This window comes from Kitasatospora sp. NPDC005751 (genome assembly GCF_040630835.1).
Lineage (GTDB): Bacteria > Actinomycetota > Actinomycetes > Streptomycetales > Streptomycetaceae > Kitasatospora.
In genome coordinates this window covers 48,234-71,444 of record NZ_JBEXYC010000025.1, presented here as the reverse complement: position 1 = coordinate 71,444, position 23,211 = coordinate 48,234, and the positions used below count along the sequence as shown (strand labels likewise).

The window sequence follows — 23,211 nt, the reverse complement described above, 5'->3', positions numbered from 1 at the left end:
GCACCCCCTGCGCCGTCCCGACCGCCCGCCCCCCTGCGCCGTCCCGACCGCCCGCCCCGACCGCATGCCCCCGACCGCCTGCCCCGCCCCCGCGCACCTCCCCGGATCCACCCCCCGTCGGGCCGCCCCTGCGGCCCACCGCCCTGGAGTCTGGAGTACGGATGTCCGCCGAGAACAGTGCCACCCGTGCCACGACCGGCCCCGCCGAGACCCATGCGCCCGGCCCGCCCCGTCCGGCCCCGGCGTCCCACCCGGCCGCGCCGCCCGCGCTGGCCGGCCCACCTGCCCTGCCCGCGCTGCCGCCGCTGCACTGCCTGCGGCGCCTCGAACCGGGCCCGCCGCGCCTCGGGGCGCTGCCCACCGGCACCCCGGTCTGGCTGGTCAGCCGGCACGCCGACGTGCGGCAGGTGCTGACCGACCCGCGCCTGGGCCGCGCCCCGCTCTACGCGCCCGAGGCACCCCCGCTCACGCTCACCCCGAACCTCCTGGACAACCCGGAGGGCATGCTGAACCTCGACGGCGTCGACCACCAGCGGCTGCGCCGCACGGTGCAGCGGGCGTTCACCCCGCGCGCGATAGCCCGCTGGCGGCCCTGGGTCGCCTCCGTGGTCGAGGCCCTGCTGGACGAGCTGATCGACCAGGGCTCCCCCGCCGACATCATCGCCGCCTACACCCGCCCGCTGCCGGTGGCCGTGATCAGCAGGCTGATGGGCCTCGACGGCCTGGACGGCAAGCGCCTCGCCCACTGGAGCGACCACGCGCTCTCCACCACCGCGCACTCGACCGAGTCGGTCCGGGTGGCCATGGAGGAGTTCGCCGGTTTCGGGGCCGGCCTGATCGCCGAACGCCGGGCCGCGCCCGGTGACGACCTGGTCAGCGGCCTGCTCGCAGCGGCCCGGGAGAGCGGGGGCATCACCGAGCGGCAGCTGGTCTCGCTGGTGATCGGCCTCGTGGTGGCCGGGCACGAGACGACCATGACGATGCTCGGCAACGCCCTGGTCTATCTGCTGAGTGACGGCCGCGAGGCCTGGCACCGGCTGGCCTCCGACGAGCAGAGCGCGGTCGCCGCCACCGAGCAGCTGCTGCGCGGCGTCCCGCTCGGGGACGGCGACGCACTCCCTGGTCTGTTCCGGCGCGCCGTCGAGGAAGTGGAGATCGGCGGCGTGGTGATCCCGGCCGGCAGCGTGGTCGCCGCCGACACCACGACCGCCAACCACGACCCCGAGGTCTTCACCGGCGATCTGCTGACCGAGCTCTTCTCGCCGCTGGCCGCGCCGATGTACACCTTCGGCGCCGGGCCGCACCACTGCCTGGGCGCCTGGCTCGCCCGGATGGAACTGGAGCTGGCCCTGCACCGGCTGGCCCGCCGCTTGCCCGCGCTGCGGCTCGTCGGGCCGACGGACTCCATCGACTGGCGGCGCGGGCTGCTGACGCGCAGTCCGAACACGCTCCAGGTCGCCTGGTGACTCCGGACTCGACCGGGCCCGCGTCGGTCACCCGGCGTGCGGGCTCCCGGCAGTCGTCCTCCCCGACCGCTCCCGCGGCCGCGGTTGCGGCGGCTGCGGCTGCGGCCGGAGGCCCGCCCGGGGAGGACGACCCGGTGGTGGTCCGGGTCGACCGGGACCGCTGCATCGGCTCGGGCATGTGCGCGCACACCGCTCCCGGCTCGCTGGCGCTGGGCGCCGACGGCGTGGCCCACCCCCTGCGGGGATCCGCGCCCGACGGCGGACCGGCCGGCGAGCGGCTGACGGCGCGACTCGCCGAGGCCGTCGACTGCTGCCCGGTCGAGGCGCTCGCCCTGCACTCGGCACGGGACGGCCGCCGGGTCGCGCCGTCCGACTGAGACCGCCGGCGCCGCCCTCCGGCCCCGGGGAGCGGCGGCGCCGACCGCCCCGGACGACCGCTCAGGCCCGGGCGGCGGCTTCCGCGCAGGCCAGCGCGGCGCGGAGCTCGCTCACCGGATCACCCTCGTGGTACGGCCGCTCACTGGTCTCGATGTGGTCCAGGAACTCCTGGTACCGCACCGCGTAGGCGAGGTGGTAGAGCGGCTCGACCAGCGCCAGGGCGCGCTCCGGGTCCGACCCGGGGGCGTGCTCCCGCCAGGCACCGGCCCACACCGCGGCGACCTGCGCCCAGCGCTCGTCGGACACGTACTGCCGGGGGCGCAGCCCGTCCAGCGCCGGGTGCCCGAAGCAGGAGTCCGCGTAGTCGACGACCACCGCCCGCGTGCCGTCGGAGCGCCAGTTCCCGGGGTGGAAGTCCCCGTGCACCAGGGTCTCGGGCAGCCCGCAGGCGGCCAGCTCCGCGACCAGCGCGGGCAGCCGGTCCGCGAGCGCCCGGGCGGCGGCGAACTCCTCGGCCGTCAGCGACTCGCCGGACGCTCCCGGGCCGGCCGGCTCCGCGGCGCCCTCCGCTTCCCGCTCCAGACGGTCGAGCAACGCGCCCACCTGGGCGACCAGCGTGCGCGGGGTGCGGTCCCGCAGGCCGGCCGCGGCGGCCCGGCCGTCGGCGGCGAGCGCCGCCTGGGCGGCGACCAGCCGAGGCACCACGGCAGCGACCTCCTCCCCGGACGGACCCCAGCAGTCCTCCCCGGGCACGTGGTCGAGCAGCAGCCGCCCGTGCACCGGGTCGGTGCCGAGCAGCCGCGGCACCAGGGTGGGATCGACGCTGCCGAGCAGCGCGATCACCGCGCCCTCGTCGGCGTTGAACGCCGGGTTGGTCACCTTCAGCCAGGCGTCGACGCCGGTCGCCGTCCGGTAGCGGAAGAGTCCGGACAGGTTCCACGTCCGGACCTGCTCCACCGGGCCGGCCACCGGACGGCCCACCCGGTGCAGCGTCCGCTCCGCCCAGTCGAGGGTGGCCCGCAGCCCGGCCTGGGTGGCCCAGCCGGCCCGCCGCTCGGCCGGCCCGAGCAGGACGGCCGCCTCGGCACCCGCCTGACGCGGCACCAGGGTGGCCGGGCGCTCCAGTGCCTCCGCGTGGTAGACCACGTGCCCGCCGCTGCCGCCGCCACCCGCCGCCACCTCGGCGAGCCGGAGCACCAGCACGGGCACCCCCAGCTCCTCGGACAGCCGCTCGACGACCGGCCCGGCCGACGACCACCACGCCCCGTCCACCTCGAACGGCCCTACCGGGCCGAGGTATTCACTGCCGTGGGTGACGTGGATGCTGACCGTCCGACCGTTCGCCTGTTCCATCCGCGCAGGCTCCCCCACCCGTTCGACGTGCGCAAGCCGGTTTTCCGCGCACCGCCTCCGCCCACCGCCTCCGCCCACCGCCTCCGCCCACCACCTCCGCCTCGGCCGCGCTACCGAACCGACCGACCGACCGACCGACCAGGCTGACTCCCCCACTGCCCCTGCGTGCTCTGCGCACCCGAGGTGACGGAGCGCCACCACCGACGGTCCGAGGGCCCCTCGGCCGCTACGGGATCACCACCCCCGCGCCCGAGACCCGGACGCGGGTGTCGTCCGCGCGCAGCTCGACGCCCAGCACGCCCGGGCGGCCGAGGTCCTCGCCCTGGTGGATCGTCAGGGTGGCCGGTGCGGTCACCGCGCCCCGCTCCCGCAGGTAGGCGCCGAAGGCGGCGGCCGCCGCGCCCGTCGCCGGATCCTCCACGACGCCGCCGACCGGGAACGGGTCACGGGCGTGGAAGACGTGCTCGCTCTCCCGCCAGACCAGCTGCACGGTGGTGAGCCCGCGGGCCGTCATGTAGGCGGCGAGGCCGTCGAAGTCGTAGTCCAGCCGGGCCAGCCGGTCACGGGTGGCGGCGGCCAGCACCAGGTGCCGGGCGCCGGCGTAGGCGATCCGGGGCGGCAGCGCCGCGTCCAGCTCGTCGGCCGACCAGCCGAGCAGGGCGAGCGCCTCCTCGACGTCCGCGCCGCTCACCTCCTGGACGTGGGGCTCGACGCTGGTCAGCGTGGCGCGCAGGACGCCGTCCGCGCCCTTGTCCACCTCGATCGGCACCTCGCCGGCCTGCGTGGCGAAGACGAACCGGCCCGGGCCCGTCCGCTCGGCGAGCGCGACGGCGGAGGCGACGGTGGCGTGGCCGCAGAACGGCACCTCCAGCAGCGGGCTGAAGTACCGCACGGTGTAACCGGCCCCGGCCGGGCCCGCGACGGAGCCGGCCGCGTCCGGTATCAGGAAGGCCGTCTCGGAGTAGCCGAGCTCGGCGGCTATGGCGAGCATCCGCTCCGCGGACAGGCCGGAGGCGTCGAGCACCACACCGGCCGGGTTGCCACCGCCGGGGTCGGTGGAGAAGGCCGCGTAGCGCAGGACGTCACTCTGGGGAACTGCCGCGGGCGCGTCGTCAGTGATCATGCCCGGTCGAACGCCGTCGTTCGGCCGCCTGTTCCCACCCGCCGGCCCCGATCGGTGGTGCGGCGCACGTCGCACGCCCCTCCCCGGCCCGCGCGCCCCCGACGCACCACCGCCGACGACCCGCCGGTCCGTCCCGTCCCGTCCCGTCCGGTCCCGGAGCCCTCCCTCGCGCCAGCACCGCACCGGCACCGCACCGTCAGCGCAGCACCGCCTCCAGCAGGTCCGAGCCCAGCCGGGCACTGCCCGCCAGGTCGAGCTGGTACAGCATGTACCGCCCGCGCCGCCGGGTGGTGAGCAGCCCGGCCCGGCGCAGCACCGCCAGGTGCCGCGACACCTCCGGCGCGCTGAGCTGCCAGGCCGCCGCCAGCTCCCCCGTGGTGTGCGGACCGCGCGCCATCGTGCGGGCGAGCCGGAGCCGGACCGGGTGGGCCAGCGCCTCCAACCGCTGCTGCACCACGGCGAGCGAGACCGGCTCGGGCAGCCCGCCCTCCGCGATCGGGTACTGCACCACCGGCCGCCACCCGGGCTCATGCACCACCAGCAGGTGCGGGTACCCGAAGGCGGTCGGCACGAAGGTCACTCCCCCGGCGTCGGAACGGGTGGCGCTGTCCTGCAGCTTGTCGATGACGATCCGCCGCCGCCCGTCCGCCCGCTCCTCCAGGGCGATCGAGGAGGACACCGCCGCCAGGGCGCTGCCGAGGCCGTGCCGGGCCAGCCGGTCCGCCTTGTGCCGGGCGTCGGCCGCGAGGTCCGGCAGCACCCGGCGCCAGGCAGCCGCGAAGAACGCCTCCCCGCAGTCCTCCAGCAGCCGGCGGAGCAGGGCCCGGACGGCCGGCGGGTCGGCGAACAGCCGGTCGGCGAAGGCCGCCTGGCGAGGGCCCCGGGCCATCGCGAGCTCCCGGGCCCGCTCCTGCGCCACGGGGTCGCTGAGCGGCGAGTCGCGCCGCTCGGAGAGCCGGGACGTCCCGCAGGTCATGAAGGAGGCCGCCCGGACGTACAGCTCGTCGTCGATCCGGTCGACGGCGTCCAGCTCCTCGGCCAGGGTGGCCCCCGGCCGGCCCGGGACGAGGAAGTCGGCCCGCGAGGAGCGCCAGAGGAAGTCGGCCTCGGAGAGGCGTTCGGACAGCTCCGGGGCGAGCGAGGCGGCCGTGCTCGCCGCCCAGCCGTGCAGCCCGGGGTGGTGCGCGGGCTCGGCGAGGACGTGCAGCATCGAGCTCAGCTCGGCCAGCGGCGAGGGGGTGAAGAAGACGCGGTCGTCGGGCAGCGCGGTGATGTCGATGCTGAGGCTCACTCCGGTGATCCTGCCAGCCCGTCACGACGGCAGCGCCGTCGATTGACGGGAGTCGTCAATCGACGTGCTCCGGGGCGGTGCGCGGCCGCACGGTACCGGCCATGAACCAGCTCCAGCAGAAGTCCCGCTCCGCAGAGGCCTCCGCCCGGGCCGGCCGGCCGCCGAGCCCGACCGCCGCCCGGCCCGGGCCCGCCGCCCTGCTCGCGCTGCTCACCGCCGCCGGTGGCCTCCGCTACGCCACCGCGCTGCTGGTGGACGCGCTCGGCACCGGTCTGCTCCGCCCGTTCATGCTCCTCTACGGCATCGGGGTGCTGCGGCTCGGCGCGGGCACGGTCGGCCTCGCGCTCTCCGCCGGTCTGCTGGCGGGCCTGCTGGTGCTCCCGCTGACCGGCCGCTGGATCGACCGCGGCGCACGCAGCCTCCCGGCGGCGGCGACCCTGCTGATCAGGGCGGTGGGCTCGGTGGTGCTGCTGTGCGCGGACGGCCTCGGCGGGTTCACGGCGGCCGCCGTGCTGCTCGGCATCGGCGGCCAGAACTGGCCGACCACCCACGCGGCGCTGGTCAGCACCCTCACCGAGGGGCGCACCCGGGACGCCGCGCTGGCCGCCGGGCGGACGCTGCGCAACGCGGGTCTGGGCGCGGGCGCGCTGCTCGCCACCCTGGCGGTGACCGGCGGGTCGGGCGCGATCCGGCTGCTGGCCGGGGCGACGGCCGCCGCGTGCCTGGTCGCGGCGGCGCTGGTGCACTCGCTCCGGGTCACCGACCCCGGCGCCGCGGCCGCCCCGAGCCCCGCACCGGCCGCCGACCCGGCCACCGTTCCGGACCCGGCCGACGCACCGGACCCGGCCCCGGCCGCCGACCGGGCCCCTGACCCGACGGCCGGCTCCGCCGCCGCTCCGGTGCTGCGCCGGATCGGCCTGCTCAGCATCGCCGCCCTCCCCTACGCGTTCTGCTTCGACGTCCTGGAGGTCGCCCTGCCCGCGCTGCTGGTCCTCCATCTGCACGCGTCCCCGGCCTGGTCCTCCGGGGTGTTCGTGGGCAACACCGTGCTGGTGATCACGCTTCAGCTTGCGATCGTGCTCCGGCTCGCCCGCCGTTCGCGACGGGCCGTGCTGGCCTCCGCCGGAGCGGTCCTGGCGCTCGCCTACCTGGGCTTCTGGGCGGCGTGGGCGATCGGCGGCACCGCTGGTGCGGCCACCGTGGCGGCCGTCTCGGTGCTGTTCACGCTGGGCGAGATCCTCTACAGCGGCTCGGGGACGGCCCTGGTCGCCGCCGTCGCGCCGCCCCGGCTGCTCGGGCGGGCGCTCGCCCGCTGGGAGCTGTCGACGGGCGTCGGCCGCGCGCTGGCCCCGGCCGTGCTGACCGCGCTGCTGGCCGCCGGGCCGGGCGTGCTCTGGCCCGCGCTGGCGGCCGCCACCCTGTTCGCGGCCGGGGCGGTGACCAGGCTGGCTCCGCGGGGGTGACCGGTCGGCGGTGGGAGGATCCCCCCATGGCCGTCACCGTCTTCCAGCAGCAGCTCCGCGACCGCTTCCTCGCCGCCACCGTCACGCCGCCGCCGGTGCCCTGGCAGCCCGTCGGTCCCGGCATGATCGCGGTCGGCGGGCTGCTCGGGATCGGCTTCGCCACCGACCCGGCCACCGGGCACGACCTCGTCCTGGCGGTCTCGACCGCCGGGCACGGCCTCTTCGACGCGACGACCGGCGAGAAGATCGCCCGGGTGTACGACCCCGAGGAGGAGCCGGACGGTCCGGACCTCGCCTGCCCCGGCATCGGCCCGGTCGCCGACGTCCGCGTCCCGGTGGCCGGCCTCCACGGCGGCGGCCTGCACACCGGTACCGACGACGGCTGGCACGTCGAGGTGCTCGTCCCGGAATGGCCCAACGAGCGGGTCCTGCTCTGCACCGGCGGCGGACCGTACACCGGCGACCACGGCGAGACCTGGTGGCAGGTGTTCCACTCCTCCTGGTCGACCTTCCGCGCCGCCGGGTTCTCCCCCTCGGGGCGGACCCTGGCCGTGGCCACCAGCAGCGACCTCACCCTCTGGAGCCGCCCCGACCCGCGGGGCCGGTGAGCGGTCCGGCTCCCGCCCGAGGTGCGGGCCGCACCGGCCGGCGCGGGACCGCCCGAGGTGCGGGCCGCGCTCCGGTCGCCGATGCTGGGCGGCGACGCGCGCGCTGCACGGCGGCCGGCCCGGCCCGAGGAAGGACACCCGCATGAGCTCACTCGACTTCGAGGTCATCGACAGCCCCGACAGCTCGCTCAACAAGACCTCCGTGCTGGTGACCGGGCCCGACGACGCCCTGCTGGTGGACGCCGGGTTCACCCGCTCCGACGGGCGCCGGCTGGTCGACCGGATCCGGGCCTCGGGCAAGCGGCTGACCACGGTGTTCGTCAGCCACGGCGACCCGGACTTCTACTTCGGCGCGCAGGAGGTGCAGGACGCCTTCCCGCAGGCGCGGTTCCTGGCCACGGCGTCCACCGTCGAGCACATCCAGGAGTCCTACGAGGGCAAGCTCAAGGCCTGGGCGCACCTCGGACCGGAGCTGCCGACCCGCCTGGTGCGGCCGGAGCCGCTGCACGGTGACGAACTCGTCTTCGAGGGACACCGGTTCGAACTGCGCGGCGCCGACTTCCACCTGCCGGACCGGCACTACCTCTGGCAGCACCACCACCGGGCGCTCCTCGGCGGGGTCCTGCTCTTCGAGGGCCTGCACGTCTGGACCGCCGACACCCCGACCCCGGCGCAGCGGGGCGCCTGGATCGACCTGCTGGACGGCATGGAGGCGCTGGAGCCGGAGTTCGTGGTGGCGGGCCACCGGACCGCCGACGCGCCCACCGACACCACGGCGATCGCGCACACCCGCGACTACCTGCGCTCCTTCGAGACCGAGATCGGCCGGGCCCCCGACGCGGCCGCCGCCAAGGAGGCGCTGGAGCACCGCTACCCGGGGCTGGGCATGGCACTGGCGGTCGACCTCGGTACGAAGGTCGCCAAGGGCGAGATGGTCTGGGGCTGAGCCGCGATGATCGAGATCCCGAGGTCCGAGATGTCGTTCGCCGAGTCCGACGCGCCCGCGGACGTGGTGCGCCGCCAGTACCTGGCCTCGGCACGCGGCGATCTGGCCGCGCTGCGGGCCACCCTGGCCGAGGACGTCGAGTGGACGGAGATGGCCGGCTTCCCGCTGGGCGGCACCTACCGGACGCCGAAAGGCGTCACCGGCGGCGTGATGGAGCGGCTGGCCGCCGACTGGGAGGACTGGACGGCCCACGACGACAGCTACGTGGTGGCCGGCGAGAACGTCGTGGTGCTGGCCCGCTACACCGCGGTCAACCGGGCCACCCGCCGACCGCTCGACGTCCGGGTGGCCCACCACTTCACGGTGCGCGGCGGCCGGATCGTCCGCTTCGAGCAGTTCGTCGACACCGCACTGGTCCGCGAGGCGATGACGCACACGCCGTGACGCGGGTGCCCTGACGCGGGGCGCCCTCACGTCCGCCTGCTGGCCGCCGCAAACCCCGAACGCCCTCGCTCCACCCGTTCGGGGGAGCCTGTCGCGGCGCGCCTGGCGTGGCCTCGACAGGCCCTCCGACCGGCGGCAGGCTGTCCGTGATTCCGGCCGGAGAGCGAGGAGTTCAGCATGAGCACGGACACAGCGGGTACGGCCGACGGGCGCGGGCGCCCGTACGTCATCGTCGGCGCCTCCCTCGGCGGCGCGAAGGCGGCCGAGGCCCTGCGCGAGGCCGGCCACCAGGGCGACATCGTCCTGATCGGCGCCGAGCACGAGCGCCCGTACGAGCGGCCGCCGCTCTCCAAGGGCTATCTGCTCGGCAAGACGCCGCGCGAGAAGATCTACGTCCACCCGCCGCAGTGGTACTCCGACCACGACGTCACGCTGCGGCTCGGCACCGCCGTCACCTCGATCGACCCGGTCGCGCACACCGTCACGCTCGCCGACGACGGCCGGATCGAGTACGCGAAGCTGCTGCTCACCACCGGTTCGGTGCCGCGCCGGCTGCCGGTACCCGGCGCGGAGCAGGACGGCGTGCACTACCTGCGCCGGGTGGAGGACAGCGACCGGATCAGGGCGGCGCTGGTACCGGGTGCCCGGGTCGTGGTGATCGGGGCCGGCTGGATCGGCCTGGAGACGGCGGCGGCGGCGGCCCGGACGGCGGGTGCCGAGGTCACCGTGCTGGAGGCGGCCGAGCTCCCGCTGCTGCGGGTGCTCGGCCGCGAGGTCGCCCAGGTCTTCGCCGACCTGCACCGTGACCACGGCGTGGACCTGCGGTTCGGCGCCCAGGTGGAGGAGTTGACGGGCGAGGACGGCACGGTCACCGGCGTCCGGCTCGGCGACGGCACGACGGTGGCGGCGGACGCGGTGATCGTCGGCATCGGCATCGCCCCCGACACCGCGCTCGCCGAGTCGGCCGGGCTGGCGCTCGACAACGGCGTGAAGACCGACGAGTACCTGCGCACCTCCGACCCGGACATCCACGCGGCGGGCGACGTCGCCAACGCCTTCCACCCGCTGTACGGCCGCCACATCCGGGTGGAGCACTGGGCCAACGCACTCAACCAACCGCAGACCGCCGCGCGCGCGATGCTCGGCCAGGACACGCCCTACGACCGGGTGCCGTACTTCTTCACCGACCAGTACGACCTCGGCATGGAGTACACCGGCTACGTGGAGCCCGGCGGCTACGACCGGGTGGTCTTCCGCGGCGATGTGAAGGCCAACGAGTTCATCGCCTTCTGGCTCGCCGACGGCCGGGTGCTCGCGGGGATGAACGTCAACGTCTGGGACGTCACCGACCCGATCCGCGAACTGATCGTTTCCAAGCGCGTGGTGGACGCCGACCGCCTGACGGATCCCAAGATCCCCCTCAGCGAGCTCTGAGGCACAACAAGAGCCCTGGCCGGCAAGGAGCCACCCGATCAATCGCCGCGGGCGACGAACGGGACCCGGCTCGGTGGCCAGGGCTCCACCCGGCGGGCGTGAACGCCCTCGACAAGGGGGGTGGCCCAGCCGGCACCGGGACGAGTCCGTCCCTCACCTGCGGCGAGCGGCCATCCTCGTCCGCCCCCCGCTCGACCTGGTGGGCGGCGGCATCGGCGCTCGGGCAGGTGGTGGCCCCGCATCATGAAGTGCAGCGCCGACACGCTCGCCGCACAGACCTCGCCACGCCGAAGGTCGCGCGCACCAAGCTCCCCAAAGTTGAGCGTCAGCTTGTCAAGAAAGCTCTGGCGTCGCTATAACTTTCTCGTCGAGGTGCCCAGGCAGGAGGACAGAGCCGGGCAGGTCCGGCGCCATGGCGCCTCTGGGCACCCGTGACCGTTCACGACCGTGAGGAGCTGATCCCTTTGTTGATGCGTACCGACTCCCTGCGCGGAATGCGCGACCTGGACCGGCTGACCCAGCAGTTGGTCGGTACCGCCTCCCAGCCGGCGGGGATGCCACTGGTCGCCTACCGCGACGGAGAGGTGTTCGTGCTGCGCCTGGACCTGCCGGGCATCGACCCGAAGACCATCGACCTGGACGTGGAGCGCAACGTCCTGACCGTGCGTGCGGAGCGCGCGTCCGGGCTGCCGCAGGGCGCGGAGGTGCTGGCGGACGAGCGGGTGCTGGGCCGTTTCTCCCGGCAGGTGTTCCTGGGCGACGCACTGGACACCGACCGGATCGAGGCCGACTACGACCAGGGGGTGCTGAGCGTGCGCGTGCCGATCAGCGAGAAGGCCCGCCCCCGCAAGATCGCCATCACGGCGAAAGGCGAACGCGAGGCCATCTCCGCCTGACCGCGGCGAGGCGCCCCGCCTCGTGCGGGGCGAAGACCGCCTCCCCGACCGGCGCGGAAAATCTATGCCCGCTGGAGTAGACATTGCCGCGCACCGTGGTTAGTGTTTCTCTCGTAGCCGAGATCAAGCGGTACCCGCCAGACACGAACTGGCGGGCAGCAGTTCAGAAGTGCGCAGGTCGGCACGGTTGCAGGGTTCTGAAGCCATGGATGGTGCAGTAGGCGACGGGGCTGGCGGCCGGGCCGGGTGGCCCGCAGGTATCAGGGGCCACCACCGAGCGGTACCGCAGTTCAGCAAGTGCACTACTCGTAGGTGAAGTTGAGTTCGGCAGTACCGGCAGTCGCAGTACGCGGTACCCCGGTGAAGGCGCCCAGGCTGCGGGCGCGCGCACCGGGAGTCCGGCAGTGGGGTTCCAAGCCGAGCAGGTTGAGCAGGACGGGCGACGGGGCTGGCTGCCGGAGTCGGCGGGACCGCCAGGGACCGCCGCAGCAGGACCAGGTAGTTGGCACTACCACGCAGTGGGAAGTACCGCAGTTCGCAGTAACCGGCCCGTACAGAGGATGAATGGAGGGACAACGCGCCATCAGGATCGCCCGGCCCGTGAGGAAACAGCCCGGGCGGACTCCGTAGACCCCAACGCAAGGACGGTGGTTTCCGGTCACGCATACGCGATCCCCGCACACCCCCTCCCCGGGGGCAGTGCGGACACAAGGACCCCGGCCCCAGAGCCGGTAGATGGTGTAAAACCCTTCGGGGCCCCGGGAGCCGCAACGGCCCCGGGGCCCCTCAGCGCGTCCCCGGGCACAACAACAAGAAGAGGTGCAGTGACCACGACAGCCATTCGACCGCATACCCCCGACTCCCTCGACGACGACGACTACCCCGCCTACACCATGGGCCGCGCCGCCGAGATGACCGGCACCACCCCCGGCTTCCTACGCGCCCTCGGCGACCAGGGCCTCATCACACCCCTGCGCTCCGACGGCGGCCATCGCCGCTTCTCCCGCTATCAACTACGGATCGCCATGCGCGCCCGCGACCTCGTCGACCAGGGCACCCCCATCGACGCCGCCTGCCGCATCATCATCCTCGAAGACCAACTCGAAGAAGCCCTGCGCATCAACGAACAGCTCCGCCGCGACGCCGGACAGGAACCCGCAGCCGACACCTGATCCACCCACCACGCCGACGAGACCGGCCCGCGGTGAGCGGCAGGTGCTCACCGCAGGCCGCCCCGGTCGCCCCCGACCGCCGGCCGGCCACTCCCACCGCACGGCCCGCCTCACCGGCGCAGGCTGGTTCCAGCACCCGGGCCTTCCTGCGGGCGTCGGCCGCACGTCCTCCGCCCTTCCTAAAGTGAGCGCATGATCGCCGAAGACACCCAGCCGCCGGGAGACGGAGGAAAGTCCCGGCCCGGCCCCCGCACCACGTCCGGCTCCCTCCACACCGCCGCGCTTGATGCGCCCGCCGGCACGACCGGCCGGCCGACCGGCCGGCTGACAGCCACCGGCCCGGCCGGCGGCGCGCCGTGCGCGGCGGTAGCGCTGAAACCGAGATTTCGGGGTTGGCTGCACGCCGGCATCTTTCCCCTCTCACTGGCCGGCGGCGTCGTCCTGATCGCCCTTGCGCGCCCGGCCGCGGCGGTGGCGGCCTGCTCGGTGTTCGCGCTGTCGGCCTGGCTGCTGTTCGGTACCAGCGCCGTCTACCACCGGGGAACATGGGGCCGGCGCGGGGAGGCGGTCCTGCGGCGGCTCGACCACGCGAACATCTTCCTGATCATCGCCGGCACCTACACCCCGCTGGCGGTGCTGCTGCTGCACGGACGGCGCCGGACGGTGCTGCTCACCGTGGTGTGGGCGGGCGCCCTGGCCGGCATCGCCTTCCGCACGCTGTGGATGGGGGCTCCCCGGTGGCTGTACACCCCGTGCTACATCGCCCTGGGCTGGGCAGCCGTCCTCTACCTGCCCGACTTCGCACGCACCGGCGGCACCGCGGTCGTCGTCCTCGTCATCGCCGGCGGCCTGCTCTACACCGCGGGAGGTGTCGTCTACGGACTCAAACGTCCAGACCCGTCACCGTACTGGTTCGGCTTTCACGAGGTCTTCCACGCCCTCACCGTCGCCGCCTTCAGCGCGCACTACACGGCCGTTCTTCTCGCAGCCACATGACTTGGTCGTCGCGGGCACCGGACACGGGTGCAACGGGCGGTCACTGCAGCTCTTCATGGATCTTCGGGGACGCGGCGAGGGGCCCCGGAGCCGTTGCGGCTCCGGGGCCCCGAAGGGGTACAACACCATCTACCGGTCTGGGCCGGTCCTTGGGTTCCGCGCTGCCCCGGAGGCCGGGGTGTGCGGGGATCGCGTATGCGTGACCGGAAACCACCGTCCTTGCGTGGGGGTCTGCGGTGTCCGCCCGGGCTGTTTCCTCACGGGCCGGGCGATCCTGATGGCGCTTGCGCCCTCCATTCATCCTCTGGACTGCACTGTCACTTTCGTACTGCCAGTACTGCACTCACTGAACTACGCACAACCGGTACCGCTGGTGGCGGCCCCTGACACCTGCGGGCCGCCCGGTCCGGCAGCCAGCCCCGTCGCCGTCCTGCACCTGCCTGGCTTCGGAACTCCACTGCCGGACCGAACTGCGAACTTCTGTCCAACAACCCCGGCCAGTTCGTGTCTGGCCGGTATCGCCGACTGCTGTCTACGAGAGAAACGCTAGACCCGCCCGCGAGCAATGTCTACTCCAGCGCACATAGATTTTGCGTTCGCCGCGAATGAGGTATTCTTCCGGTGCGTGGCGGCGGCACCCCCCGAGCCGCCGCCACGCCCTGCCGACGAACAAGCAGTAGCGCGCAGGGGGCGGGAGTGGAGGGCCTGGCGCCCGGAGCGCCGCAAACCGCCCGGGACGGGCAGGCTGCCCTCGTCGAGGCGATCATCGAAGCTGTCCGCGGCGGCGGCGAACCATCCGCCGGCTGCTGGCCCGCTTCGCCGAACCGGACTCCATCGCCGACCTGTACGCCCTGCGCGATTCCCTCCACCCCCCGCCCATCCGGCCCCCAGGCAGAGTGACTCCTGCCAGGCTGGTGACCAGGTGGGCGGTGCCGTCGGCGAGCCGGTAGGAGAAGCCCGACGACGGTGACCCGGCCGGCCTGGACCGCCGCGGCAGGCACGCGGGAGCGGTCCGGCAGCAGGTCGACGGGGCGCCGTCTGCGCGAGGCGATGCGGTCCGCGTCCTCGGTGTGCCCGGCCGCGGCAGCGCCCCAAGGCCCTTCCCAGCGGCGCGCGCCGGGCGGGGACGGCCGAGCGCGGTGCGGGGCGCGGCCGGCCGGACTGGTCGGTTGACCGGCGGGCCGCGCCCCGGCGGGGGCTACAGGGCGTGGGTGAGGCGGTCGGCCAGCAGGCGTGTGAAGCGGGCCGGGTCGGGCAGGTCTCCGCCTTCGGCGAGCAGGGCGCTGCCGTGGACGAGTTCGGCGGTTTCGGCCAGCGCCGGGTTGTCCGCTCCGGCCTGGTGCGCCTGGTGCAGGGCGGTGATGAGGGGGTGGCTGGGGTTGAGTTCGAGGATGCGCTTGACCTGGGGAAGTTCCTGGCCCATGGCCCGGTACATCTTCTCCAGGGTGGGGGTCAGGTCGTGGGCGTCGCCGACCAGGCAGGCGGCGGAGGTGGTCAGGCGGGTGGAGAGTCGGACCTGCTTGACGTGCTCGGCCAGCGTGGTCTGGAGCCAGGCGAGGAGAGCGGCGAAGTCCTCTTCGCGCTGCGCCTTCTCCGCCTTCGCCTCGTCACTGCCTTCCCCGTCGGCGTTGTCGTCGAGGTCGACCTGGCCCTTGGCGACGGACTGGAAGCGGTGGCCGTCGAAGGCGGGGATCTGGTCGGTCCAGACCTCGTCGACGGGGTCGGTGAGGATCAGGACCTCGTAGCCCTTGGCGGTGAAGGCCTCCATGTGCGGGGAGTTCTCCACCATCGCCCGGTTCTCGCCGGTCAGGTAGTAGATGGTGTCCTGGCCGTCCTTCATCCGCGCGACGTAGTCGCGCAGCGTGGTCGGCTTCTCCGCGTCATAGGTCGAGGCGGCGCTGACCAGTTCCAACAGGGCGTCGGTGTTGTCGCGGTCCTCGATCAGGCCCTCCTTGAGGGCCCGGCCGAACTGCTCCCACACCTTGGCGTAGGTCTCGCCGTTCTTGGTCCGCATGTCCTTGAGAGCGCCGAGGACCTTCTTGACGAGGCGCCGGCGCACGGCGGTGATCTGGCGGTCGTGCTGCAGGATCTCGCGGGAGACGTTCAGCGACAGGTCGTGGGCGTCCACCACGCCCTTGACGAACCGCAGGTAGTTCGGCATCAGCGCGTCGCAGTCGTCCATGATGAACACCCGCTTGACGTACAGCTGCACGCCCCGCTTCGTGTCCCGGGAGAACAGGTCGAACGGGGCTTGGGCGGGGATGAACAGCAGCGCCTCGTACTCGAAGGTACCCTCGGCGCGCATGTGAACGGTCTCGGCCGGGGCCTGCCAGTCATGGCTGATCTGCTGGTAGAACTCGCTGTACTCGGCCTCGGTCACCTCACTGCGAGGACGGGCCCACAGCGCCTTCATCGAGTTCAGCGTCTCCGGCTCGCCCGCAGCCGCACCGTCGGCGTCGGCGCTGTCGTCGGCAGTGGTACTGCCGGGCTCGGTGGCCATCCGGATCGGCCAGCGGATGAAGTCCGAGTACTGCTTGACGATCTGCCGGATCTTCCACCGGGCCAGGTAGTCGCCCAGCCCGTCCTCACTGTCCTCGGCCTTGAGGTGCAGGGTGACCGAGGTGCCCACCGGCAGACCTTCGACTTCCGCGATCGTGTAGGTGCCCTCGCCGTCGGACTCCCACACGGTGCCCTGCTCGGTGCCGGCGCGACGCGTGTGGAGGGTGACCTTGTCGGCGACCATGAACGCCGAGTAGAAGCCGACGCCGAACTGGCCGATCAGGTGCTGCGCGGCATCCGCGTCCTTCGCCTCCTTGATCTTCGCCAGCAGGCCGGCGGTGCCGGACTTGGCGATGGTGCCGATCAGGTCGACGACGTCGTCGCGGGTCATGCCGATGCCGTTGTCCCGCACCGTCAGGGTGCGGGCGTCCTTGTCGACCTCAAGGACGATGTGCGGGTCGGAGGCCTCAAGGGTGGAGTCGGTGAGGGATTCCAGGCGGAGCTTGTCGAGGGCGTCGGAGGCGTTGGAGATCAGCTCGCGCAGGAAGATGTCCTTGTTGGAGTAGATCGAGTGGATCACCAGCTGCAGCAGCTGGCGGGTCTCCGCCTGGAACTCCAGCGTCTGGGTCGGACTGGCCACGGGAGGCTTCTCCTTCGAGTGATGGAAAGGGTTCGTATCCGGTCAGGGCACCGGGGCCGGCGGGTGTACCGCGTGGCCGGCCCCGGAGGTGTTCAGATGTGGCTGAGGAGCTGGTAGGGCTGCTCGGGGCGGGTGTGGCCGGGCCGGGGCGGTGCCGTACACCGGTCGACAGCGTGCGGGTCGCGCACCCGTAGCGGCGTGCCCGGCGCGGTCACGGGCCGGCTGGCGGTGTGCGGCGCTGCCGAGCGCTGTCGTCCCGCAGCTGGTCGGCTCGGGCGGTGAGCCGATCGAGGCGGTCGGTGAGCTTCGGGTGGCCCGCCTCCAGGAGGGGTCGGGTCTCGGCGAGCGGGGCGAGCAGACGGGCCGGGTCGTGGTGGCCCAGTGCGTCCAGGAGGCGTTCGACGGCGGGGGCTGCCTGGGGGCCGAGGCCGTCCAGGGCGCCGATCTGTCCGGCGAGGCGGCGCAGGTCGGCGGCGTTGTCGCGGGCCCAGGTGGCCACCGCGCGGTCGGCGGCGCGCTGGCTGCGCGTGGCCTGGACGCGCTGCTCGCCGGTGCTGCCCGCCTCGGTGCCGGCGTCAGCGTTGGGGCGCAGGCGCAGGTAGCGGCGTTCGGCGGCCTGGCGGCTCTGGACGCCCAGCGGTTCGGCGAGCTCGGCCCACGTGGCGCCCGCGTCGCGGGCGGTCTCGATCAGGCCGGTCTCCCAGTCGGCGAGTTCCGCGCGCAGGTGGCGCAGCAGCAGGAGTGCGGAAAGGGCCTGCTGCGGATCGTTTTGTCCGGTGTCGTCCGGGGGTGCGTGGCGGGCGGTGCGGGCGGCGGCGTCCATCCTGCCCAGCGCGGCGGCGGCGGCCAGGAACGAGGCCGGCCCCACCCCGGCCGCGCCGGTGTCCTGGCTGTCCATGTTGTCACCCTTTCGATGACTGGAGGCTTGTCATCATAGGGATGACATAGTACACGATTCGCGTCGCGTCACACCGGTTGCGAACTCTGCGCCGGCCGCACTCCCTTGCCGAGCGCCACCGTGTCCGCGAGGACGAGCAGGGGGCCCTGCCGATCCTGGCCCCCTCCCCGGCCCGGCGGCTCGTCGTCAGCTCCACCCCCGGCGCAGGGCGTCCTCGGCACGCAGGTCGGCGAGCGTCGGGTAGCCGTCCACCGCCATGATCAGGTCGGCCTCGGCGAGCAGCGAGCGCAGCACGTGCACCACGCCGTCCTCGCCACCGAGGGCCAGGCCGTAGGCGTACGGGCGGCCGACGCCGACCGCCGTGGCGCCGAGGGCGAGTGCCTTGACCACGTCGGCGCCGCTGCGCACACCGGAGTCGAAGAGCACGGGCAGGCCGTCGGCGGCCTCGACCACGCCGGGTAGCGCGTCCAGCGCCGGCAGGCCGCCATTGGCCTGCCGGCCACCGTGGTTGGAGCAGTAGACGCCGTCCACGCCGCCGTCCCGGGCGCGGCGGACGTCCTCCGGGTGGCAGAGGCCCTTGAGGATCAGCGGCAGCTCGGTGAGCGAGCGCAGCCAGGGCAGGTCGGCCCAGGTGAGCGGGTTGCCGAAGACACTCGCCCACTCCAGCACGGCGGCGCCCGGGTCCTCCTCCGGGGCCTTGGCGAGGCGGGCCCGGAAGACCGGGTCGGAGGTGTAGTTGGCCAGGCAGTGCCCGCGCAGCTGGGGGAAGTTGCCGGTGGCGAGGTCGCGCGGGCGCCAGCCGGTCACCCAGGTGTCCAGGGTGACCACGATGCCCCGGTAGCCGGCCTCCTCGGCTCGGCGCACCAGGCTCTCGGCGAGCGCCCGGTCGGTGGGGGTGTAGAGCTGGAACAGGCCCGGGGTGTCGCCGAGTTGGGCGGCGACCTGCTCCAGCGGGTCGACCGAGAGGGTGGAGGCCACCATCGGCACGCCGGTGCGCGCGGCGGCCCGGGCGGTGGCGAGGTCGCCGTGGCCGTCCTGGGCGCAGAGGCCGATCACGCCGATCGGCGCCAGGAACAGCGGTGCGGGCCACCGCATTCCGAGGAGGTCCACCGACAGGTCGCGCCGCGCGGCGCCGACCATCATCCGGGGCACCAGGCCCCACCGGTCGAAGGCAGCCGTGTTGGCGCGCTGGGTCCGCTCGTCACCGGCGCCGCCGGCCACGTAGGACAGCAGCGTCGGCGGCAGCGCGGCCTCGGCACGCGCCGCCAGCTCGGCGAAGGCCATCGGGAGCTTCGGCTGCCTGCCGAACAGCGCGTCGAAGTAGATCTCGTTCTGGTAGTCCCCGAACTGCTGCCCCGTCATGACCGGTCGCCGTCCTCTCCTGGGGCCGGTCCGTCCGGGCCGGTCCCGGGCGGCGGCCGCGCCGGCCCCACCCTGTCAAACCACGGGCCGCCGGGGGAGACCCCCGCGCGTCCGGACGGGCCCCGCCGGTCAGGCGGTGACCAGCGCGACGACGAAGCCGTCGTAGCCCTTCTCCCCCACGGTCTGGACGGCGGTGGCGGTCAGCCGGGGGTGCGCGGCGATCAGCTCGGTGAAGCGGCGCACGCCCTGGACGCGGGGGTCCGTGCTGGTCTCGTCGGTGACGGCGCCGTCGCGGACCACGTTGTCGCCGATGATCAGGCTGCCGGGCCGGGTGAGCCGTAGCGCCCACTCCAGGTAGTCGGGGTTGCTGGGCTTGTCGGCGTCGATGAAGACCAGGTCGAAGGGCTCGGCGCCCTCCTGCTCCAGTTGCGGCAGGGTGTCCAGCGCCGGGCCGGTGCGCAGGTCCACGACCGGTGCGAGCCCAGCCCGTTCGAGGTTGCGGGTGGCGACGGCGGCGCACCGCTCGTCGGCCTCCAGGGTGACCACCCGGCCGCCCTCGGGCAGCGCGCGGGCGAGCCAGATGGTGCTGTAGCCGCCGAGGGTGCCGATCTCCAGCACCCGGCGGGCACCGTGCACGCGGGCCAGCAGGGCGAGCAGCTTGCCCTGGTTGGGTGCCACCTGGTGCGGGGGCAGCCCGGCCGCCTCGCCGTCGGCGACGGCGGCGAGCAGGGCGGCGTCCTCCTCGACCAGCAGGCCGTTGAAGTAGTCGTCGACGGCGGTCCAGGTCTGCTGCGGGGTCGGCCGGCCGGTCTCCGTGGTCATCACGAGTTCCCTTTCAGTACTGACTCAGTTCCGAAGGGAAACCTACGCCATGCCCGAGCCGGCCCGAGCACCGGCCCCAGCCCGAGCCGGCCCGAGTACCGGCCCCTCCCCCGGGCCCGAGCCGGACCGAGCACCGGCCCCTCCCCCGGGCCGGGGCCGGGCCGCACACCGGCCCCCCGCCGCACGGACGGGGGGCCGGTCGCCCGTCGGCTGCCTGCCGACCCGGCGGGGTCAGGCCACCGGCGGGAAGGCCTCGGCGTCCGGCTTGAGGAGCTGGCCGGGAGCCGGCACCTGCCGGCCCACCAGGTAGGAGGTGACCAGCTTGTTCAGCTCCTTGCTCCGGCCGACCGCGCAGTGCTCGATCACGTCGACGCTGACCAGGACGGCGCTGCCGAGCTGGCGCTGCATGCGCTTGGCGAAGGTGTACTGGGTGGCCGGGTCGTAGAGGTTGCCGATCACCATCACCGGGGTGGCGGTGCGCCGGTTCCACGGGCCGGTGTACCGCTCGACGTCACGCGCGGGGGCCGGCCAGGTCGCGCAGGCGGGCGCGTCGAAGGCCTGGTAGCGCCCGAAGGTCGGCGCGTCGCGCTCCCAGGAGCGGGCCGCGTTGACGAAGGCCCGGGGGTTGGACGGGTACGGCTTGTCCTGGCAGTTGACGCCGTAGTAGGAGTCGTCCGCCGAGTACGGGGTGTCCGCCGGGGCCTCGCGCAGCGCGGCGGGCACGGTCACCGCCAGCGGGTCGGCGTCGGCCGCGTTCTTCGGGACGGCCAGGGACGGGGCCTTCTGCTGGCGGAGCACGTCGTCCAGCGCCTGCAGCGAGGTGGCCAGCGGGGCCTGCCGGCTCTGCGCGTAGAGCGCGTTGGCGACCTGGCTGGTGAAGCTGGACAGCGTCACCTGGGAACCGCTCGGCAGGGTGACCGGGGAGGTGCGCAGGTGGTCGCGGATCGCGTCGAACTTCGCCCGGGTGTCGCCCGCGCCGAAGGCGCAGCGCGGCGCACCGGCCGCTGCGCAGCGCTTCAGGTACTCGTCCAGGGCGAGTTCGAAGCCGTCCGCGCGCTGCCGGTCGTACTCCAGGCCGTCGTGCAGCCGCAGGTTCGGGTCGACGTTGCCGTCGATGATCACCGCGCGGACCTTGTCGGGATACATGTTGGCGTAGGTGGCGCCGATCAGCGTGCCGTAGGAGAAGCCGGCGAAGGAGAGTTGGCGGTCGCCGACCCCGCGGCGCATCCGGTCGAGGTCACGGACCACGTTCTCGGTCGACATGTGCTCGATCAGCGGGCCGGCGTTGCGGTCGCAGGCGTCGGTGTAGTCCCGGGTGGCGGCAAGCGTGCCGTCGATCTCGGCCTTGGTGACGGGCACCCCGGTCAGCCGGTCGAAGACGCCGTTGGCCTCCTCGTCGGTGCCGAAGCACTTCAGCGGGTTGCTCAGGCCGACGCCGCGCGGATCGAAACCGACCAGGTCGAACCGGGCCTGGACCTCGGGCTCGAAGCGGGTCGTGGTCGCCCAGAGGTAGCCGCTGCCGCCCGGGCCGCCGGGGTTGAGGAACAGTGAGCCGATCCGCTTCGCCGGGTCACCCGCGCGCCGGCGCATCATGGCGATGCCGATCTTCTCGCCGGACGGGTGCGCGTAGTCCAGCGGCACCGGGTAGACGGCGCAGTCGTATATCCCGGGGTCCGGCTTGGACGGGTCGGGATTGCACGGTGCCCAGGCGACCGGGTCGACCCGGGCCTCGGCGGCCGCCGCGCCCGGGTCGGGTGCCGCCGAGGCGGCGGCGGTGGTGCCGGCGACGAGCGCGAACGCGCTGGCGACCGCCAGCGCGAGACTGGTGATACGGGACACGTAACCTCCTCCGGTTCTGCAAACCCGGTCAGCCTGGCAGCCGCTCCTCGGGAGGGGAAGACCACGTACCGCCGTGGATTCTTCTGGTGCGACGCCATCTGTCCGGCAATTTCCGTTATCGGAACAGGATTTGGCGCAAAATCCGCTGCGGGCCGTCCGCACCCCCTCCCCATCCGGACAGCGCCCGCCTGCTGGTGATGGCCCGTCAGGTTCGCGCGGGTAGCGCCTGCGCCGCCGGTGGCGCCGCCACGGCTCCCGGGCGGCGGTGCTCCGCCCAACGCACCGCCGGCCCCATCGCCCAACCGGCCGCCGCGAACAGTGCGCCCAGCAGCAGCCAGCCCGGCGTGCCCCAGCTCAGCAGCAGCGTGGTGAGCAGCAGCGGCCCGATCGTGCGTGCCACGGCCACGCCCGAGCCGAAGAACCCCTGGTACTGGCCGGTCTGATGGGCCGGCGCCAGGTCGAAGGCGATCTGCCAGGAGCCGGCCGACTGCCGCAGCTCACCGGCCACCTGGAGCGCCGCGGCGGCGACCAGCAGCCCGCCCAGCGCCCAGGGCGGCAGGCCCGCGGCTGCGGCCATGGCGAAGACCACGCAGGAGACGAGCAGGACGACGCCGGCCTCGCGCACGGCCCGCGAGGCGGTCCGCAGTCCGGTGACCCGGCGGGCCACCCGCACCTGGAAGAGCATCACCCCGACCGTGTTGAGGACGAACAGGCCCGATCCCAACCAGCCGAGCCCGGGCGCCCGTTCGGCGATCCAGAGCGGGATCACCAGGCTGAGCAGGGGCATCCGCAGCAGCAGGACGGTGTTGAGCAGGGTCACCACCGCGAACGGCCGGTCCGAGAGCACCTCCAGCCGGGGCGCGGCGCCGGTCCGGTCCCGGCCGGGCGCCACCTCGGGCAGTCGCAGCAGCGTCAGTCCGGCGCTCAGGAAGCCCAGCGCGGTCACCAGGAAGGCGGCGAGGAAGGCCGTCCGCGTGCCGACGGTCAGGACGACGCCGCCGAGGGCCGCGCCGAGCGCCAGTCCCGCGTTGAGGGTGGACTGCAGCCGGGCGAGCAGTTCGGTGCGCTCCTCGCGCGGAACGAGGCCGCCGACCAGCGCCTGGCGCGCGGCCGTGAGCCCGGACTGCGTCGTGGCGTACACAGAGGCGGCGAGCAGGAACGCCGCGAAGGAGTGGACGACCAGGAAGGAGGCGACGGCCGCACCGGTGGCCAGGGCCAGCAGCACCGCCGTGCCCCGCGGCCCACGCCGGTCGGCGAGGTGGCCGAGCGGGACTCCCGCCAGCGAGCCGATCGCCCAGGCGACGGCCAGGCCGAGGCCGAGCCGGGCGGGCGAGAGGCCGACGACGTGGGTGAAGTACAGCGCCGAGCAGGTGAAGTACGCGCCGTCGCCGATCGAGCTGATCAACTGGGCGGCGGCGAGGGTCCGCCGGGCCCCGGCCGGTGGGACGGATCGAATCGACACAGCTCTCCCGGGTCGGGCGGCCGTTAGCCGCTCGGTAGCACTGACAGGATCAATGCTAGGGAGCGGGTGGACCGGCCGACAGGGCCAGTGGTGTGGCACCGGAGTGGGCCACTTCGCCG

General features: G+C 74.0%; 19 protein-coding genes. 10 read left to right on the top strand and 9 right to left on the bottom strand.

Annotation, left to right across the window (positions count from 1 at the left end; all coding sequences use genetic code 11):
• Positions 1 to 161: 161 nt before the first annotated feature.
• Positions 162 to 1,466 carry a cytochrome P450 gene (locus ABZ497_RS22315; RefSeq protein ID WP_359807780.1) on the top strand — a complete coding sequence of 435 codons (1,305 nt, stop codon included), beginning with the start codon at positions 162 to 164 and terminating at the stop codon, positions 1,464 to 1,466.
• 134 nt (positions 1,467 to 1,600) lie between these two features.
• Positions 1,601 to 1,843: a ferredoxin gene (locus tag ABZ497_RS22310; RefSeq protein ID WP_359807778.1), complete on the top strand. Its 243-nt coding sequence runs from the start codon at positions 1,601 to 1,603 to the stop codon at positions 1,841 to 1,843.
• A gap of 61 nt (positions 1,844 to 1,904) precedes the next feature.
• Here ABZ497_RS22310 and ABZ497_RS22305 read toward each other — a convergent pair whose 3' ends face one another.
• The 3 genes from ABZ497_RS22305 to ABZ497_RS22295 form a co-directional block, all read right to left on the bottom strand.
• On the bottom strand, positions 1,905 to 3,197 hold the full coding sequence (locus tag ABZ497_RS22305; RefSeq protein WP_359807776.1) for a phosphotransferase: 1,293 nt from the start codon (positions 3,195 to 3,197) through the stop codon (positions 1,905 to 1,907).
• 226 nt (positions 3,198 to 3,423) lie between these two features.
• A complete protein-coding gene (locus ABZ497_RS22300; protein ID WP_359807774.1) occupies positions 3,424 to 4,320 on the bottom strand; it encodes a PhzF family phenazine biosynthesis isomerase in 897 nt (298 codons plus the stop codon).
• Positions 4,321 to 4,516: 196 nt separating this feature from the next.
• The gene (locus tag ABZ497_RS22295) at positions 4,517 to 5,611 is read right to left on the bottom strand and encodes a DUF5937 family protein (protein ID WP_359807773.1); all 1,095 of its coding nucleotides are present in this window, start codon (positions 5,609 to 5,611) and stop codon (positions 4,517 to 4,519) included.
• Between the two features lie 101 nt (positions 5,612 to 5,712).
• Here ABZ497_RS22295 and ABZ497_RS22290 point away from each other — a divergent pair, with 101 nt between their 5' ends.
• The 8 genes from ABZ497_RS22290 (at position 5,713) to ABZ497_RS22255 (ending at position 13,570) form a co-directional block, all read left to right on the top strand.
• A complete protein-coding gene (locus tag ABZ497_RS22290) occupies positions 5,713 to 7,074 on the top strand; it encodes an MFS transporter (protein WP_359807771.1) in 1,362 nt (453 codons plus the stop codon).
• A 26-nt stretch (positions 7,075 to 7,100) separates the two neighbouring features.
• Entirely contained in the window at positions 7,101 to 7,682 is a 582-nt protein-coding gene (locus ABZ497_RS22285; RefSeq protein WP_359807769.1) for a hypothetical protein, read from the top strand.
• A 142-nt stretch (positions 7,683 to 7,824) separates the two neighbouring features.
• On the top strand, positions 7,825 to 8,628 hold the full coding sequence (locus ABZ497_RS22280; RefSeq protein WP_329491138.1) for an MBL fold metallo-hydrolase: 804 nt from the start codon (positions 7,825 to 7,827) through the stop codon (positions 8,626 to 8,628).
• A 6-nt stretch (positions 8,629 to 8,634) separates the two neighbouring features.
• Positions 8,635 to 9,072, top strand: coding sequence for a nuclear transport factor 2 family protein (locus ABZ497_RS22275; RefSeq protein WP_329491137.1), 438 nt, complete (start codon positions 8,635 to 8,637; stop codon positions 9,070 to 9,072).
• Between the two features lie 177 nt (positions 9,073 to 9,249).
• Positions 9,250 to 10,506 (top strand): FAD-dependent oxidoreductase, encoded by a 1,257-nt coding sequence (locus ABZ497_RS22270; RefSeq protein WP_359807767.1) that lies wholly within the window; start codon positions 9,250 to 9,252, stop codon positions 10,504 to 10,506.
• A 470-nt stretch (positions 10,507 to 10,976) separates the two neighbouring features.
• Positions 10,977 to 11,402, top strand: a complete 426-nt coding sequence (locus ABZ497_RS22265; protein WP_359807765.1) for an Hsp20/alpha crystallin family protein — start codon at positions 10,977 to 10,979, stop codon at positions 11,400 to 11,402.
• Positions 11,403 to 12,295: 893 nt separating this feature from the next.
• Positions 12,296 to 12,574, top strand: coding sequence for a MerR family transcriptional regulator (locus tag ABZ497_RS22260; protein ID WP_329492369.1), 279 nt, complete (start codon positions 12,296 to 12,298; stop codon positions 12,572 to 12,574).
• Between the two features lie 192 nt (positions 12,575 to 12,766).
• Positions 12,767 to 13,570, top strand: coding sequence for a hemolysin III family protein (locus ABZ497_RS22255; protein ID WP_359807763.1), 804 nt, complete (start codon positions 12,767 to 12,769; stop codon positions 13,568 to 13,570).
• A 1,198-nt stretch (positions 13,571 to 14,768) separates the two neighbouring features.
• Here ABZ497_RS22255 and htpG read toward each other — a convergent pair.
• The 6 genes from htpG to ABZ497_RS22225 all read right to left on the bottom strand — a co-directional run bounded on the left by htpG (position 14,769) and on the right by ABZ497_RS22225 (position 23,092).
• Positions 14,769 to 16,709, bottom strand: a complete 1,941-nt coding sequence (gene htpG / locus ABZ497_RS22250) for a molecular chaperone HtpG (protein WP_359807761.1) — start codon at positions 16,707 to 16,709, stop codon at positions 14,769 to 14,771.
• 211 nt (positions 16,710 to 16,920) lie between these two features.
• Positions 16,921 to 17,607, bottom strand: a complete 687-nt coding sequence (locus ABZ497_RS22245; protein WP_359807759.1) for a type III effector protein — start codon at positions 17,605 to 17,607, stop codon at positions 16,921 to 16,923.
• Positions 17,608 to 17,793: 186 nt separating this feature from the next.
• The gene (locus ABZ497_RS22240; protein ID WP_359807757.1) at positions 17,794 to 18,969 is read right to left on the bottom strand and encodes an alpha-hydroxy-acid oxidizing protein; all 1,176 of its coding nucleotides are present in this window, start codon (positions 18,967 to 18,969) and stop codon (positions 17,794 to 17,796) included.
• A gap of 129 nt (positions 18,970 to 19,098) precedes the next feature.
• The gene (locus tag ABZ497_RS22235; protein WP_359807756.1) at positions 19,099 to 19,791 is read right to left on the bottom strand and encodes an O-methyltransferase; all 693 of its coding nucleotides are present in this window, start codon (positions 19,789 to 19,791) and stop codon (positions 19,099 to 19,101) included.
• A gap of 231 nt (positions 19,792 to 20,022) precedes the next feature.
• Positions 20,023 to 21,630 carry an alpha/beta hydrolase gene (locus ABZ497_RS22230; protein WP_359807755.1) on the bottom strand — a complete coding sequence of 536 codons (1,608 nt, stop codon included), beginning with the start codon at positions 21,628 to 21,630 and terminating at the stop codon, positions 20,023 to 20,025.
• Between the two features lie 205 nt (positions 21,631 to 21,835).
• The gene (locus ABZ497_RS22225; protein WP_359807753.1) at positions 21,836 to 23,092 is read right to left on the bottom strand and encodes an MFS transporter; all 1,257 of its coding nucleotides are present in this window, start codon (positions 23,090 to 23,092) and stop codon (positions 21,836 to 21,838) included.
• Positions 23,093 to 23,211 lie beyond the last annotated feature (119 nt).

Excerpts from the sequence above, each read along its gene's own strand:
- ABZ497_RS22235 (WP_359807756.1), bottom strand. The coding sequence starts at position 19,791 with ATGACCACGGAGACCGGCCGGCCGACCCCGCAGCAGACCTGGACCGCC.
- ABZ497_RS22245 (WP_359807759.1), bottom strand. The coding sequence starts at position 17,607 with ATGGACAGCCAGGACACCGGCGCGGCCGGGGTGGGGCCGGCCTCGTTC.
- ABZ497_RS22305 (WP_359807776.1), bottom strand. The coding sequence starts at position 3,197 with ATGGAACAGGCGAACGGTCGGACGGTCAGCATCCACGTCACCCACGGC.
- ABZ497_RS22300 (WP_359807774.1), bottom strand. The coding sequence starts at position 4,320 with ATGATCACTGACGACGCGCCCGCGGCAGTTCCCCAGAGTGACGTCCTG.
- ABZ497_RS22270 (WP_359807767.1), top strand. The coding sequence starts at position 9,250 with ATGAGCACGGACACAGCGGGTACGGCCGACGGGCGCGGGCGCCCGTAC.
- ABZ497_RS22265 (WP_359807765.1), top strand. The coding sequence starts at position 10,977 with ATGCGTACCGACTCCCTGCGCGGAATGCGCGACCTGGACCGGCTGACC.
- ABZ497_RS22255 (WP_359807763.1), top strand. The coding sequence starts at position 12,767 with ATGATCGCCGAAGACACCCAGCCGCCGGGAGACGGAGGAAAGTCCCGG.
- ABZ497_RS22280 (WP_329491138.1), top strand. The coding sequence starts at position 7,825 with ATGAGCTCACTCGACTTCGAGGTCATCGACAGCCCCGACAGCTCGCTC.
- ABZ497_RS22290 (WP_359807771.1), top strand. The coding sequence starts at position 5,713 with ATGAACCAGCTCCAGCAGAAGTCCCGCTCCGCAGAGGCCTCCGCCCGG.
- ABZ497_RS22240 (WP_359807757.1), bottom strand. The coding sequence starts at position 18,969 with ATGACGGGGCAGCAGTTCGGGGACTACCAGAACGAGATCTACTTCGAC.
- ABZ497_RS22260 (WP_329492369.1), top strand. The coding sequence starts at position 12,296 with ATGGGCCGCGCCGCCGAGATGACCGGCACCACCCCCGGCTTCCTACGC.
- ABZ497_RS22315 (WP_359807780.1), top strand. The coding sequence starts at position 162 with ATGTCCGCCGAGAACAGTGCCACCCGTGCCACGACCGGCCCCGCCGAG.
- ABZ497_RS22275 (WP_329491137.1), top strand. The coding sequence starts at position 8,635 with ATGATCGAGATCCCGAGGTCCGAGATGTCGTTCGCCGAGTCCGACGCG.
- ABZ497_RS22285 (WP_359807769.1), top strand. The coding sequence starts at position 7,101 with ATGGCCGTCACCGTCTTCCAGCAGCAGCTCCGCGACCGCTTCCTCGCC.